The sequence below is a fragment of the Hydrogenophaga sp. PBL-H3 genome (assembly GCF_010104355.1).
Taxonomy (GTDB): Bacteria; Pseudomonadota; Gammaproteobacteria; order Burkholderiales; family Burkholderiaceae_C; genus Hydrogenophaga.
Genome location: NZ_CP044972.1, coordinates 926313 through 939831 on the forward strand (window position 1 = coordinate 926313; position 13519 = coordinate 939831).

Genomic DNA, 13519 nt, shown 5'->3' on the forward strand with positions numbered 1-13519 from the left:
GTCGTTGATCTTCTGACGACGACCTCGCGGAGTCGGTCAGCCCGCCCCGTGGCAGCCGCAGGTGGCCAGAAAAAACCCTCAGGCGGATACGGTGCGATGCAACACAGGCGTCTCGGGCACGGGGTACCCCGCCGCGCCAAAGGTGCTCACCACCGCCTTGTGCGTGTCGAAGTAGACCTGCCAGTAGTGGTCCGTGTGCGTGTAGGGGCGCACGCAGAGCAATGGCCCCTCGGGCGTGAACTGCAGGATCTCCACATCGGGCGCGGGCGACGCGATCACGTTGGGGATCGCCGCCACTGCAACCCGAAGCCGCGCCATGGCGTCGGTCACGTCCACGCTGTTCGCCACCTTCGCCAGACAGTCCACGCGGCGGAACGGCTCCTGGCTGAAATTCTGGATGTTGTCCGACAGTGCCTTGCTGTTGCCCACGATGGTCATCACGTTGTCCGGCGTGAGGATGGCGGTGGTGAACAGGCCCAGCTCCTTCACCGTGCCGGTCACGCCGCCGGCGCTGATGAAGTCGCCCACTTTGTAGGGCCGCAACACCTGCAGGAAGATGCCCGCCGCGAAATGCGCCAGCAGCCCGCTCCAGGCCGCGCCGATCGCCAGGCCTGCGCCGGCCAGCAGAGCCGCGAACGAGGTCGTGCGCACACCGAAGATGTCCAGGATCGCGAGGATCAGGATGAGGGTCAGCAGCACCGAGATGATGGATTTGAGGTAGCGGATCAGGGTCTCGTCGAGCTTGCGTCCACGCTCCATGCCCCGACCGATCAGGCCCACCGCGATGCCGATCAGCCAGCGGCCCACCACCCAGGCCACGATCGCGCCCAGCACCTTGAGGCCGAAGTCGGCGCCCTGGGTGACCAGGAAATTCCAGATGACTTCCGTGTTCATAATGATTCCTCCTGAAGTTCACACACCACGATGCCGAACCCATCACGCCCCAGCGGGCACCCAGCCACCGCCGAAACCCCAGTCCCACAGGCCGATGGATTGTGCTCGCCGCCACGCATTTGCGGTAGCGGGGTCCCGGCATGAAGGCCGGCGCCAACGCCGCCGCGCGCCAGCGCCGCGCACCGCAGACCCTGCCCGAAGTGACCATCTCCGAAGACAGCGAGGTGCGCTTCCTGCACCTGGGCACCGAGTGGATACAGGGCTCCATGCTGCTGGACGCCCCGTTCGACATCGAGCTCGACTACGTCCAGCGCATGATGGCCTGGCTGCTGTTCGTGGAGCCCGATTCCGTGGGCAAACGCCGAGCCCTCCAGCTCGGCCTGGGATCGGCCGCGCTCACCAAGTTCTGCTTCAAGAAACTGCGCATGGACACCACCGCCATCGAGATCAACCCGCAGGTGGTGGTGGTGTGTCGCAGCTGGTTCAAGCTGCCGGCCGATGGCCCCAAGCTGCGGGTGGTGCTGGCCGATGCGGGCGAGGAAATCCGCCGGGCCGACCACCTGGGTGCGTATGACGCGCTGCAGGTGGACCTGTACGACCACGAGGCCGCCGCGCCCGTGCTCGACAGCCCTGACTTTTACGCCGACTGCCGCAACGCCCTGACCGACGAAGGCTGCCTCACGGTCAACCTGTTCGGACGAGATGCCAGCTACGAGCGCTCGCTGCAAAGCCTGTGCGCCGCATTCGGAGCAGACGCCGTGTGGGCCTTCAAGCCCACGCGCGAAGGCAACACCGTGGTGCTGGCCCAGCGCACGCCCCACCGGCCCACGCGCATGCAGCTGCTGGCCCGCGCCGAGGCGGTGCAGGAGCGCTGGGGTCTGCCCGCGGTCAAGTGGCTCAAACTGTTCAAGCCGGTGGCCTGACATGCCCGTGAAACCTTCCAGCAAGACGCCCGGAGCGGCAGACCCCATCGGCCCGCTGGACTGGCGCACGCTGGTGCAGTGGTTGCTGGACGACGGCGTGATCTCCAGCATCGAGGCCGAACGCACCGTGGCACGCTGCGCCTCGGCGCACAGCGCGCAGCATCCGCTGCAGCGCCTCTCGGTGGTGGGCATGGCGCGCAAGTCCGACAGCCATGTGCTCGATGTGGAGCTGCTCACCCAGTGGCTGGCCCAGCGCAGCGGGCTGGACTACATGCGCATCGATCCGCTCAAGGTGGACGTGGGCAAGGTGGCCGACGTGATGAGCGCGGCCTACGCCGAGCGCCACAAGGTGTTGCCGGTGCTGGTGAGCCCGATCGAGGTGGTGGTGGCCACGGCCGAACCCTTCATTCGCGACTGGGTGCCCGAGGTGCAGCGTCAGACGCGCAAGAACGTGCGCCTGGTGCTGGCCAGCCCGCAGGCCATCAGCAGCTTCACCGCCGAGTTTTTTGCGCTCGCCAAGTCGGTGCGCGCCGCCAGCAAGAGCGGCGGGCAGGGCGGTTTTGGCAGTTTCGAGCAGCTGGTGGAGCTGGGCAAGGCCAACAAGCAGCTCGACGCCAACGACCAGGGCGTGGTGCAGGTGGTCGACTGGTTGTGGCAGTACGCCTTTGACCAGCGCGCCAGCGACATCCACCTGGAGCCGCGGCGCGAGCAGGGCGTGATCCGCTTTCGCATCGACGGCGTGCTGCACCCGGTCTACCAGATGCCGATCGGCGTGCTCAACGCCATGACCGCGCGCATCAAGTTGCTGGGTCGCATGGACGTGGTGGAGCGCCGCCGCCCGCAAGACGGGCGCATCAAGACGCTGCGGCCCGGCGTGGCTGGTGTGCGCGGCGAAGAGGTGGAGATGCGCCTGTCGACGCTGCCCACCGCCTTCGGCGAAAAGCTCGTCATGCGCATCTTCGATCCCGAATCGACGGTGAAGGACCTGAGCGCGCTGGGCTTCGCCGCCCACGACGCGCAGCGCTGGGAGGCCCTTACCAAACACCCGCACGGCATCGTGCTGGTGACCGGACCCACCGGCTCGGGCAAGACCACCACGCTCTACGCCACGCTCAAGCGCCTGGCGACCGAAGAGGTCAACGTGAGCACGGTGGAGGATCCGATCGAAATGATCGAGCCGGCCTTCAACCAGACCCAGGTGCAGGCCCACCTGGACCTGGACTTTGCACAGGGCTTGCGCGCGCTCATGCGCCAGGACCCGGACATCATCATGGTGGGCGAGGTGCGCGATCTCGCCACCGCCGAGATGGCGGTTCAGGCCGCGCTAACCGGCCACCTGGTGTTCACCACGCTGCACACCAACGACGCGCCCTCGGCCATCATGCGGCTGATGGAGCTGGGCATCCCGCCCTACCTGATCAACGCCACCGTGCTGGGCGTGCTGGCCCAGCGCCTGGTGCGCACGCTGTGCCAGGCCTGCAGGACGCAGCAGGACAAAGCCACTGCCGCCACGTCGCGCGAGGCACTGACCGAGCTGGTCAAGCCCTGGCAGATCAGTGGCAGCTACCGGCCTTACCAGCCGGTGGGCTGTGTCGATTGCCGCATGACCGGCTTTCGCGGACGCATGGGTCTGTACGAACTGCTCACGGTCACCGAATCGTTCAAGGACAAGGTCAGCCGCGAGCCGCGCCTGGAGGTACTGCGCAAGCAGGCCGTGGCCGACGGCATGCGCCCTTTGCGGCTGGCCGGCGCCATGCGCGTGGCCGAGGGCCTGACCACCATGGACGAGGTGCTGGCCTGCACGCCACCGGTCCAGTGAGGTCGGCCGCGGGCCTCAGTCGTGGCCGAGGCCGTGTCTGAACTGCTCGGCGGCATCGATCAGGTCCCACAGTTCGTGACCCAGTGCTTCGGCATCGAGTTCGATGCCCACCACGCGCTGGTACACCGCCGCGTTCTCGGCAGGTTCTATGCCCAGGCGGTCACTGTCCCCGAGTCGCGTGTTGCCCATCAACAAGGCCTCGCACAAGGCCGCGCGCGGGCCACTGTGGCGGGGCAGGGCGCAGATGTGGGCCTGCATCACCAGGGCGGGTTCGTTGTCGCGCGGGCGCAGCACCACCCGGGTGTCGTTGACGTGCAGCACGGTCGAGCCCCGGCTCGAATCGGTCAAGGCTTTCAGCAAGGTGTCGATGCGTTCGACGGGGGGCGCGGGATGAAGAGAAGACGGCATGTGGCAGACCCTGTGAGACGTGTTCAGAACAACCGCAGGCGAGGCGCGAAGCGGGCTGTTGAACAGGTTAGGGAGTTGCCGGTGTGTGTGGCGGGCGCGCAGGGCTTCATCAAATGGAAGTCATGCGTGCGACAGGAAAGCCTGGGTCCTCGGCACGAGGCAAGTCCCGCTGTGCCGTCTGTCATCGTGCGATGCCGATAATCGAACGATGCGCGCCGCACCTTCACCTCATCTCGCCACCGGATTGCTGCTCGCGGCAGCAGGCTCCATCGCCTTCAGCGGCAAGGCCATCATCGTGAAGCTGGCCTATCGCCACGGTGTGGATGCGGTCACGCTGATCATGTTCCGCATGCTGTTCGCGCTGCCACTGTTTCTGGCGCTGGCCTGGTGGGCCACCTACCGGCAACAGGGAGGCACCCGGCCAGCGCTCACCCGCACGGACTGGATGGGCATCCTGGGGCTCGGGGTGACCGGTTATTACCTCGCCAGCTTTCTGGATTTCTGGGGCCTGCAGTACATCACCGCCAGCCTGGAGCGGCTCATCCTGTACCTCAACCCCACGCTGGTGCTGGTGCTGGGCTGGGTGATTTACAAGCGCCGCATCACGCGGCTGCAGGCACTCGCCATGGCCGTGAGCTACGGCGGTGTGCTGCTGGTGTTTGGCCACGAGGCCGGCCGGCAGGGGCCCAACGCACTGCTGGGCGCAGCCCTGGTGTTTGGCAGTGCCATCAGCTACGCCATCTACCTCGTGTACAGCGGCGAGCTGGTGCAGCGTCTGGGTTCCTTGCGGCTGGTCGGGCTGGCCACCAGCGTGGCGTGCGTGCTGTGCCTGGTGCAGTTCGTTCTGTTGCGTCCCCTGAGCGCGGCGCTGGTGGCGCCCGAGGTGATCTGGCTCTCGGTGCTCAACGCCACGCTGTGCACGTTTGCGCCGGTGCTCATGGTGATGATGGCGATCGAGCGCATCGGCTCGGGCCTGGCGGCGCAGACCGGCATGGTCGGCCCGATGTCGACCATCGTCATGGGCGTGGTGATTCTGGGTGAGCCGTTCAACGGCTGGATCGTGGTGGGCACGGTGCTCGTGCTCTCGGGTGTGTTTCTGGTCACGCGCTTCGGCCGTGCCAGCTGATCGTTTTTTCAGGAGACTTTTCATGGATCTGGGTATCAAGGGCAAATGGGCGCTGGTGTGTGGCGCGAGCAAGGGCCTGGGGCTGGGCTGCGCGCAGGCGCTGGCGGCCGAGGGCGTGCATGTGGTGCTGGTGGCGCGCGGTGCGCGCGACCTCGAAGCTGCTGCGCAGGCGCTGCAGGCCGCGACACCGGGTGTGACGGTGCTGGCGGTGGCGGCCGACATCACCACGCCCGAGGGCCGCGCGGCGGCGCTCTCCGTGGCGGGTGGTCCCGGCACGGCGTTCGACATCGTGGTCAACAACGCGGGCGGGCCACCCCCCGGTGATTTCCGCGCCTGGGACCGCGACGTCTGGATCAAGGCCATCGACGCCAACATGCTCACGCCCATCGAACTGATCAAGGCCACGGTGGACGGCATGGCGCAACGCGGCTTCGGTCGCATCATCAACATCACCTCGGGCGCCGTGAAGGCACCGATCGACATCCTGGGCTTGTCCAACGGCGCGCGCAGCGGCCTCACCGGCTTTGTGGCGGGTGTGGCCCGCAGTCCGCTCGCAGCCCAGGGCGTCACGGTCAACAACCTGCTGCCTGGCGCCTTCGACACCGACCGCCTCAAGACCACGCTGGCTGGTGCTGCCGAAAAAACCGGTCAGTCGGTGGACGCGATCGCCGATGCCCGGCGCAAGAACATCCCGGCCAAGCGCTTCGGCACCTCGGAAGAATTCGGTGCCATCTGCGCGTTTCTCTGCAGCGTGCACGCGGGTTACATCACCGGCCAGAACGTGCTGGCCGATGGCGGGGCCTACCCGGGCACGTTCTGAACGGGCGTGTCGAGCTGGAGCGCCATCAGGCGCTCACGGCACGGGGCTTGAAGGCGGCAAACAGGCGGGGGGCGAGCGGCACCAGCAGCATCAGGGCCGCAGCAGCCCACAGCCCGATCGAGATCGGGCTGGCCACCAGAATCGCGGCGTCGCCGTTGCTGATGGACAGTGCCCGGCGCAGGTTCTGTTCCATCATGTCGCCCAGCACAAAGCCCAGGATCAGCGGCGCCATGGGGATGCCCTGCTTGCGCAGCAGGTAGGCCGCGAAGCCCAGGCCGGTCATCAGGACCAGGTCGAAGGTGGTGGCGTGCACCGCGTACACGCCCACGCTGCTGACGGCCACGATGCCGGGCACCAGCAGCCAGTTGGGCACGCTCAGCACCTTGGTGAACACGCCTACCAGCGGGATGTTGAGCACCAGCAGGATCACGTTGGCCACGAACAGCGAGGCGATCAGGCCCCACACCAGATCGGGCTGCTGGGAGAACAGCGCCGGGCCGGGCGTGATGTTGTAGAGCGAGAGCGCGCCGACCATCACCGCCGTGGTGCCCGAGCCGGGCACACCCAGCGTGAGCATGGGCACGAAGGAGCCCGTGGCGGCCGAATTGTTGGCCGCTTCCGGCGCAGCCACGCCGCGGATGTCGCCTTTGCCAAACGTGCCTTCCTTGTCGGTCAGGCTTTTCTCCATGGAATACGTCATGGCGCTGGCAATGGTGGCGCCAGCCCCGGGCAGCACGCCCACGCCGAAACCCACCACGCTGGAGCGCAGCGTGCCCCACCAGGTGGCCTTGAGTTCCTTCCAGTTGAAGAGCATGCGGCCGGTCTGCGTGACCATACCGGTGCTGCTGTGGTGTTGCTGAAGCATCAGCAGCAGTTCGCTGATCGAGAACACGCCGATCACCACCACCACGAACTGGATGCCGTCAGAGAGGTGGATGTCGCCGCCGGTGAAGCGGTAGACGCCCGAGTTGGAGTCCAGCCCCACGCACGACATGGACAGGCCGATGAGCGCCGCCAGCCCCGCCTTGACCGGCGCCTCGCCCATCAGACCGGCGATGCAGGCGAATGCAAAACACATGAGCGCGAAGTACTCAGCCGGGCCGAACGACAGCGCCCAGCCCGCCAGCAGCGGTGCGAACAGCACGATGCCGATGGTGGCAATGAGCGAGCCCACGAAGGAGCTCCAGGCCGAGATGGACAGTGCCACGCCGCCCTGGCCATTGCGCGCCATGGGGTAGCCGTCCAGCGCGGTCATGATCGCGCCGGCGTCGCCCGGCACATTGAGCAGGATGGACGAGATGCGCCCGCCGTACTCGCAGCCGATGTACACCGCCGCCAGCAAGATGAGCGAGCTCTCGGGTGGCAACTTCATGGCAAAGGCCAGTGGCATCAGGATGGCCACGCCGTTGATGGGCCCCAGGCCCGGCAGCAGGCCGACGATGGTGCCGATGAAGCAGCCCAGCGCGGCGATCAGCAGGTTGGTCGGGCTCAGCGCCACGCCAAAGCCCATCACCAGGTGTTGCAAGGTGTCCATGTCAGTTTCCTCCCAGCAGCGCGGCCAGCGGGCCGGTGGGCAGCACCACGTCGAGCAGCTTGTCGAACAGCAGGTACAGCACCAGTCCCAGCGCGGCGCCGCCGGCCAGCGACTGTTTCCAGCTGCCGCCAAATGCCATGCCCACCGGCAGCGCCATCAGGGCCGTGGCCAGTGCAAAACCCAGCCACTGGAACAGCAGCGCGTAGATGAGCACGGCGACCGCGCAGAGACCGGTGGGCTTCCAGGGCACGTCACGAAAGGTTTCGGTGCCGGCGCTGGGGCGCAGCACCAGCCACAGGCCCGAGAGGCCCAGGCAGCTGGCCAGCAACAGCGGGAAGGCGCGCGGGCCGACGGGTTCGTAGGAAATGGCGGCGGCGTAGTCTTGCGCGGCCCACGCCATGGCGGCGGACGCGACAACACACACCGCACCAAGGATGCGGTCACTCATGGGGGACTCCGGTGAAACGGGGGGAGAGGAGCGCGGGCCACCGCCTGGGTGGCACCGCGGTGCAGGGCCGTTGCGGCCCTGCCGGGGCTTATTTGGCCGGCACGACGTTCAGGCCAAACTCTTCGGCCAGCTTGCGGTAGTCGGCCACCTGTTTCTTGACGTAGGCGTCCAGTGGCGCGCCCGTGAGGGCCAGGGGGAACAGGCCGCGTTCGTTGCGCAGCTTGTCGTAGGCGGGCGTGGCCATCAGTTTGGTGAAGGTGTCGGCCCACACCTTGTAGTCGGCGTCGCTCACCTTGGGGCCGAGGTAGAAGCCGCGCACGATGGGCCATTCCACGTCATAGCCTTGTTCGGCGGCGGTGGGAATGGCGGCCATGTCGCCCGAGAGGCGCTTGTCGTTCATCACCGCCAGGATGCGGACCTTGGCACCCGCCTTGATCTGCTGTCCGGCCTCGGCCGCGTCGCCGGTGAAGACATGGATGTGACCACCCTGCAGCGCGGTCAGCGCTTCGCCGCCGCCTTCAAAGGCCACGTAACGCATGGTCTTGGGGTTCACGCCGGCGGCACGCGCGGTCAGCGCGGCCTTCATCCAGTCCTGGCTGCCCACGGTGCCCCCGGCGCCCAGCACCACCTTGGTGGGATCGGCCTTGATGGCGGTCATCACGTCCTTGAGCGATTTGAACGGAGAGTTCTCGGCCACCACCACGGCGCCGTAGTCGGTGCCGATGGCGGCGAGCCAGCGCACGTCGTTCTCGGTGTAGCGGCCGAACTTGCCCTGGGCCAGGTTGAGCAGCGAGCCGCCCGAGAAGGCGACGATGGCGTTGGCCGCGTCGGGCTTTTGCGCGATCACGGTGTTGTAGGCCACGGCGCCGATGCCGCCGGGCATGTAGGTCACGCGCATCGGGTCGGCGATGAACTTGCCCTCCTGCAGTGCGCTTTGCACGAGTTTGCAAGTGAGGTCGAAGCCGCCGCCGGGCTTGGCGGGGGCGATGCACTCGGTCTTGTCCAGTGCGCCAGCGGCGAAGGCGGTGACGGAGCTGGCCGAGATGGCCACGGCCAACAAACGGGATGTGATGCTCATGAAGGTGTCTCCTCTGGGGGTGAAACGCTCGCAACGGATCTGTTGCGATGAGGGCACTGTAGAAAAAGCGCACTTTCAGGCCGCTTTCAGCGATCGGGCCGATTCTTCAGGGTTTACCCGCAAATGTCGGTGGGACGCCGATGCTGGCCAGGGCCATCGTGACTTCCAGCCCAAGCCCCTGTGGCCCGGCACTCACCCGCATCTCTCCGCCATGGCGCTGGGCCACGGTGCGCGCAATCGCCAGGCCCAGGCCGGAGCCGGGCAGCTGGCCCTGGCTGCCTCGAAAGAACCGTTCGCCGGCGCGCGCGAGTTCGTCTGGCGGCAGGCCGGGCCCGTTGTCGACCACGCTGAAGCGCACGCGCTCGCCGCTGTGTTCCACGGCGAGCGTCACATGGCAGCCCGCGCCACCGTGGCGGATGGCGTTGTGCAGCAGATTGGACAGGGCTTCCTTCAACAGGCCAGGCTCGCCGTGGAAGGGCAGCGAGGCCATGGGCGCGTGAAGGCCCAGGTCCACCCCCTGTTCGCGCGCCATGGGCCACCAGCGGCGCACCAGGTCTTCGGCCAGGACCACCGCGTCCACCGGCTCGGGTTCGGGCGCCGCGCTGTCTGCCTTGGCGAGCGAGAGCATCTGGTTGGTCTGGCGGATGGTCTCATCCAGTTGCTGGCGGATGTTGTCCATCACCTCGCGCAGCGCGGCGGAGTCTTCTTCGCGCTGGGCAAAGGCCACCTGCGTGGCCAGCGTGGTCAGTGGCGTGCGCAGCTGGTGCGAGGCGTCGTCGATGAAGCGCCGGCGGGCTTCGGCCTGTTCGCGGTTACGCCCGATGTGGTGGTTGATCGCGCCCACCAGCGGCAGCACCTCGGCGGGCACACCTTCGCTGTCCATCGGGGTGAGGTCTTGCGGCGCACGGGCTTCCACGTCCTGGCGCAGGCGCGCCAGTGGGCGCATGGCCCAGGCGATGGCCAGACCGAACAAGGTGCTGGCCACCGCGACCAGCAGGAAGTCGCGCGCCACCGACTGCAGCACCAGGCCGCGCCGGAAGTCGGTGCGGGCCTCCAGCGTTTCAGCCACCTGGATCACCACGCGCTGCGGGCCGGGCTGGCCCGCCAGCGGTGCGGAAAGTTCACGCGCGTAGCTGCCCACGCGCACCGGCTCTCCAAAGTACACGCCCTCGTGAAACTGTGGCTTGCCCGATTGCAGCGGACTGGGTGGCGGGGGCAGGTCGGAGCTGCCGATTTCGACCAACCCGTCTTCGGTGGCCACCCTGTAATACACCTGCCCGTTGGCCGTGAGCTCAAAGAACTCCAGCATGCGGTAGGGCAGCTCCACACCCAGGCCACCGCTGGCGGTGGAAATGCTGGAATCGATGGACTTCACCGCGCCCAGCAGGGATCGATCGTAGGCCGCGTCGGCCGCTTCGCTGGCGGTGCGCCAGGCCAGCCAGAGCTCGGCCGAAAACACCAGCAGCATTCCCGGTACCAGCACCACCAGCAGCATGCGGCGGATGCTGCCGCCCAGCCAGCGCGCAAGCGGACCCAACGCAATACCTTCGCCACGCGGGCTGCGGAGCGAACCGGCCTGGGGGTGGCCCGGCGCGGCGCTCATGGTGGGCACTCCAGCAGGTAACCCATGCCGCGCAGCGTGGTGATGCGCACGGGTGAGGCCTCCAGCCGCTTGCGCAGGCGGTGCACCAGCACCTCGATGGCTTCGGGGTTCACGTCCTGCTCGTCGGAGAACACGCGCTCAACCAGTTCGCGCTTGGACAACGCCTCGCCGCTGTGCTGGATGAGCGCTCGCAACACCGCGTGTTCGCGTGGCGTGAGCGCCAGGACCTCGTGCAGCAGCCGGAACTGTCTGGCGGCGCTGTCGTAGCTCAGAGGGCCGCAGGCAAAGCGCGGATGTTCCTGTCCACGCGAGCGGCGGATCAAGGCGGTCAGCCGTGCTTCGAGTTCGCTGAGTTCAAACGGCTTGGCCAGGAAATCGTCGGCCCCGCCGTGCAGGCAACTGACGCGCTCCATGAGCGAGTCGCGCGCGGTCAGGATGAGCACCGGCAAGCGCTCGTCGGCCTCGCGCAGGTCCGACAGCACATCGTGCCCGCCCAGACCGGGCAGGCCCAGGTCGAGGATGAGCGCGTCGTATTTCGTGGCCTTGAGGCTGCGGCGCACCAGACGGCCGTCGTTCACCCAGTCGACCTGGAAGTCACTCTGGGCCAGGGCCTTGGTCAGCCAGTTGCCCAGGTCGGTTTCGTCTTCTGCCAGCAGGATTCTCATGGGCATGCCCTCGTGTGGGTGGCGCGGGTGTCTCGCCCGGCCTCACATTGTCGGGCTGAACCGGACCGGCCTCAGCGCCGCGAGCTGACCAGAATCCCGCCCACGATCAGCACGAATCCGGCGAGGTGGTAGAGCTGCGGGGGCTCACGCAGCAGCGTGGCCGACAGCAGCGCGGCGAACAGCGGCGTGAGGTTGGAGAAGATGGCTGCGGTGGCCGGACCCACGCGGCCCACGGCCGCGCCCCAGCTGCGGTAGGCCAGCAGCGAGGGCCCCACTGCCACGAACACCAGGCCGGCCGCCAGTGGCCAACCCCACTGGATGGCGCTTGAACCTTCGGGCTGCGCTGGCAAGGTGAGCCATTCACCCGCGGTGAACGTGCCCGACCACAGCAGGCCGAACACCACCTGGGCCAACAGAAAGGCGGCCCAGTCGGCCTTGATGGCCGGGGGCTCGTTGGCCGGCGGGCGCGCCAGCAACCAGCTGTACCAGGCCCAGGCCAGGGCAGCCAGCAGCACCAGCAGATCGCCCGGCACCAGCTGCACCGACATCAGGCCGGTGACGTCGCCGCGCGTCAACACGACCGCCACACCGCAGAGCGACATAAAGGCACCCAGCGCCGCGCGGCGCGAGATGGGCACGCCGTAGAGGACGCGCCCCAGGATCAGCATCCACACCGGAATGCTCGACGCCACGAGCGTCACGTTCAGCGGGGTCGATGTCTTCAGCGCCATGTATTGCAGCGAGTTGTACATGCCCACCCCGAGCAGCCCCAGCAGAGCGAAGCGCCGCCAGTGGGGCCACAGCCCGCTGCCCGGTCGCAGCACCCAGCCCGCCAGCGGCAGCAGCATCACCAGCGCGAGCAACCAGCGCAGGAAGTTGAGCGTGACCGGAGGCACCACGCCCTGCATCAGGCGGCCCACCACGGCATTGCCGGCCCACATGAGCGGTGGAATCAGCAGCAGGGCGATGGTGGCGGGGGTGAAGCGGGACTTGGGTGAGGCAGGCATCGGCTGGACTGTATCAACCCGCGCTTGTCCGCCCGCTGCGTGGGGGCGATGTGGCGTCGCTCAGGCGATCCTGTGCATTCGTGGCAGCATTCGCCCGATCAGTTTCACCAACGAGGAGACCCACCCATGAGCACACAAGAAACCCGCGCAGTCCGCATCCACGCCGCTGGCGGCCCGGAACAACTCGTCGTCGACACCCTGACTGTGGGCGACCCCGGCCCGGGCCAGGTGCGCATCCGCCACCACGCCATCGGCCTGAACTACATCGACGTGTACCAGCGCAGCGGCCTGTATCCCTTCCCCATGCCACTGGCGCTGGGCATGGAAGGCGCCGGCGTGATCGAGGCGGTGGGCGAGGGCGTGACGCATCTGAAGGCCGGTGACCGTGCTGCTTACGCGGCCAACCCGCCCGGCAGCTACTGCGACGTGCGTGTGATGCCGGCCATGAATGTGTGCCAGTTGCCCGACGCGATCGATTTCGAGACCGGCGCGGCCATGATGCTCAAGGGCCTGACCGCGCAGTACCTGCTCAAGCGCTGCCGCCCGGTCGAAGGCCTGGAGCCCGGCGATTTCGTGTTGTTCCACGCCGCCGCTGGCGGTGTGGGCCTGATCGCCTGCCAGTGGGCCAAGGCGCTGGGCCTGCAGCTCATCGGCACGGCGGGCTCCGACGAAAAATGCAAGCTGGCTCTGGAGCATGGCGCCAGCCACGCCATCAACTACCGCACGGAAGACTTTGCCGCACGGGTCAAGGAAATCACCGGCGGCCAGGGCGTGAAGGTGGTCTACGACTCGGTGGGCAAGGACACGTTCGACAAGTCGCTCGACTGCCTGCGACCTTTCGGCCTGATGGCCAGCTTCGGCAACGCATCGGGCCCGGTGGCGCCGTTCGCGCCTGGCATCCTCGGCCCCAAGGGCTCGCTGTATGTGACGCGCCAGACCCTGTTCTCGCACATCACCAGCCGCGAACGCACACAGGCCATGGCCGACGACCTGTTCGCCGTGGTCGAAGCCGGTCAGGTGAAGATCCGCATCGATCAGCGTTTTGCGCTGACCGATGTGCGCAAGGCGCATGAGAGTCTTGAGGCGCGTGCCACGACGGGTTGCACCATCCTGTTGCCCTGAGTCTTTTCGTGCCTGCGGGGTTGGTTGCCTGGGAGCACAGGGCGATCCCGCGAGGCAGGCGAAAGCAACGCT

The 13519-nt window shown here is 67.5% G+C and carries 14 protein-coding genes; 5 read left to right on the top strand and 9 right to left on the bottom strand.

What is annotated here, in order from left to right:
• Positions 1 to 78 precede the first annotated feature (78 nt).
• Positions 79 to 894, bottom strand: coding sequence for a mechanosensitive ion channel family protein (locus tag F9Z44_RS04485; RefSeq protein ID WP_159603958.1), 816 nt, complete (start codon positions 892 to 894; stop codon positions 79 to 81).
• A 140-nt stretch (positions 895 to 1034) separates the two neighbouring features.
• Here F9Z44_RS04485 and F9Z44_RS04490 point away from each other — a divergent pair, with 140 nt between their 5' ends.
• Complete coding sequence (locus tag F9Z44_RS04490) at positions 1035 to 1817, top strand: spermidine synthase (RefSeq protein WP_159603960.1); 783 nt, start codon at positions 1035 to 1037, stop codon at positions 1815 to 1817.
• A gap of 1 nt (position 1818) precedes the next feature.
• Entirely contained in the window at positions 1819 to 3636 is a 1818-nt protein-coding gene (locus F9Z44_RS04495; protein ID WP_159603962.1) for a GspE/PulE family protein, read from the top strand.
• Positions 3637 to 3651: 15 nt separating this feature from the next.
• On the opposite strand, the gene F9Z44_RS04500 is transcribed toward F9Z44_RS04495, so the two are convergent.
• Positions 3652 to 4044, bottom strand: coding sequence for a type III secretion system chaperone (locus F9Z44_RS04500; protein WP_159603964.1), 393 nt, complete (start codon positions 4042 to 4044; stop codon positions 3652 to 3654).
• Positions 4045 to 4252: 208 nt separating this feature from the next.
• Between F9Z44_RS04500 and F9Z44_RS04505 the strand changes: the two genes are divergently transcribed.
• Complete coding sequence (locus tag F9Z44_RS04505) at positions 4253 to 5170, top strand: DMT family transporter (protein ID WP_159603966.1); 918 nt, start codon at positions 4253 to 4255, stop codon at positions 5168 to 5170.
• A 22-nt stretch (positions 5171 to 5192) separates the two neighbouring features.
• Positions 5193 to 5990 (top strand): SDR family oxidoreductase, encoded by a 798-nt coding sequence (locus F9Z44_RS04510; protein ID WP_159603968.1) that lies wholly within the window; start codon positions 5193 to 5195, stop codon positions 5988 to 5990.
• A gap of 25 nt (positions 5991 to 6015) precedes the next feature.
• Here the strand turns inward: F9Z44_RS04510 and F9Z44_RS04515 are convergent, their stop codons facing one another.
• The 7 genes from F9Z44_RS04515 to F9Z44_RS23260 all read right to left on the bottom strand — a co-directional run bounded on the left by F9Z44_RS04515 (position 6016) and on the right by F9Z44_RS23260 (position 12571).
• Positions 6016 to 7524: a tripartite tricarboxylate transporter permease gene (locus F9Z44_RS04515; RefSeq protein ID WP_159603970.1), complete on the bottom strand. Its 1509-nt coding sequence runs from the start codon at positions 7522 to 7524 to the stop codon at positions 6016 to 6018.
• Position 7525: 1 nt separating this feature from the next.
• Positions 7526 to 7972 carry a tripartite tricarboxylate transporter TctB family protein gene (locus F9Z44_RS04520; RefSeq protein WP_159603972.1) on the bottom strand — a complete coding sequence of 149 codons (447 nt, stop codon included), beginning with the start codon at positions 7970 to 7972 and terminating at the stop codon, positions 7526 to 7528.
• Positions 7973 to 8060: 88 nt separating this feature from the next.
• Complete coding sequence (locus F9Z44_RS04525) at positions 8061 to 9050, bottom strand: Bug family tripartite tricarboxylate transporter substrate binding protein (RefSeq protein ID WP_159603974.1); 990 nt, start codon at positions 9048 to 9050, stop codon at positions 8061 to 8063.
• Between the two features lie 106 nt (positions 9051 to 9156).
• Positions 9157 to 10653 carry a sensor histidine kinase gene (locus F9Z44_RS04530; RefSeq protein WP_159603976.1) on the bottom strand — a complete coding sequence of 499 codons (1497 nt, stop codon included), beginning with the start codon at positions 10651 to 10653 and terminating at the stop codon, positions 9157 to 9159.
• Complete coding sequence (locus tag F9Z44_RS04535; protein WP_159603978.1) at positions 10650 to 11318, bottom strand: response regulator; 669 nt, start codon at positions 11316 to 11318, stop codon at positions 10650 to 10652. The genes F9Z44_RS04530 and F9Z44_RS04535 overlap by 4 nt, the downstream gene beginning before the upstream one ends.
• 71 nt (positions 11319 to 11389) lie before the next feature.
• Positions 11390 to 12325, bottom strand: coding sequence for a DMT family transporter (locus tag F9Z44_RS04540; protein ID WP_159603980.1), 936 nt, complete (start codon positions 12323 to 12325; stop codon positions 11390 to 11392).
• A 60-nt stretch (positions 12326 to 12385) separates the two neighbouring features.
• The gene (locus F9Z44_RS23260; RefSeq protein WP_442907244.1) at positions 12386 to 12571 is read right to left on the bottom strand and encodes a DUF3093 family protein; all 186 of its coding nucleotides are present in this window, start codon (positions 12569 to 12571) and stop codon (positions 12386 to 12388) included.
• Here F9Z44_RS23260 and F9Z44_RS04545 point away from each other — a divergent pair.
• Positions 12524 to 13447 carry a quinone oxidoreductase family protein gene (locus F9Z44_RS04545; protein WP_442907283.1) on the top strand — a complete coding sequence of 308 codons (924 nt, stop codon included), beginning with the start codon at positions 12524 to 12526 and terminating at the stop codon, positions 13445 to 13447. The genes F9Z44_RS23260 and F9Z44_RS04545 overlap by 48 nt on opposite strands.
• Positions 13448 to 13519 lie beyond the last annotated feature (72 nt).

Bases quoted from the DNA above. Each gene is read 5' to 3' on its own strand.
- F9Z44_RS04485 (WP_159603958.1), bottom strand. From the start codon at position 894: ATGAACACGGAAGTCATCTGGAATTTCCTGGTCACCCAGGGCGCCGAC.
- F9Z44_RS04490 (WP_159603960.1), top strand. From the start codon at position 1,035: ATGAAGGCCGGCGCCAACGCCGCCGCGCGCCAGCGCCGCGCACCGCAG.
- F9Z44_RS04495 (WP_159603962.1), top strand. From the start codon at position 1,819: ATGCCCGTGAAACCTTCCAGCAAGACGCCCGGAGCGGCAGACCCCATC.
- F9Z44_RS04500 (WP_159603964.1), bottom strand. From the start codon at position 4,044: ATGCCGTCTTCTCTTCATCCCGCGCCCCCCGTCGAACGCATCGACACC.
- F9Z44_RS04505 (WP_159603966.1), top strand. From the start codon at position 4,253: ATGCGCGCCGCACCTTCACCTCATCTCGCCACCGGATTGCTGCTCGCG.
- F9Z44_RS04510 (WP_159603968.1), top strand. From the start codon at position 5,193: ATGGATCTGGGTATCAAGGGCAAATGGGCGCTGGTGTGTGGCGCGAGC.
- F9Z44_RS04515 (WP_159603970.1), bottom strand. From the start codon at position 7,524: ATGGACACCTTGCAACACCTGGTGATGGGCTTTGGCGTGGCGCTGAGC.
- F9Z44_RS04520 (WP_159603972.1), bottom strand. From the start codon at position 7,972: ATGAGTGACCGCATCCTTGGTGCGGTGTGTGTTGTCGCGTCCGCCGCC.
- F9Z44_RS04525 (WP_159603974.1), bottom strand. From the start codon at position 9,050: ATGAGCATCACATCCCGTTTGTTGGCCGTGGCCATCTCGGCCAGCTCC.
- F9Z44_RS04530 (WP_159603976.1), bottom strand. From the start codon at position 10,653: ATGAGCGCCGCGCCGGGCCACCCCCAGGCCGGTTCGCTCCGCAGCCCG.
- F9Z44_RS04535 (WP_159603978.1), bottom strand. From the start codon at position 11,318: ATGAGAATCCTGCTGGCAGAAGACGAAACCGACCTGGGCAACTGGCTG.
- F9Z44_RS04540 (WP_159603980.1), bottom strand. From the start codon at position 12,325: ATGCCTGCCTCACCCAAGTCCCGCTTCACCCCCGCCACCATCGCCCTG.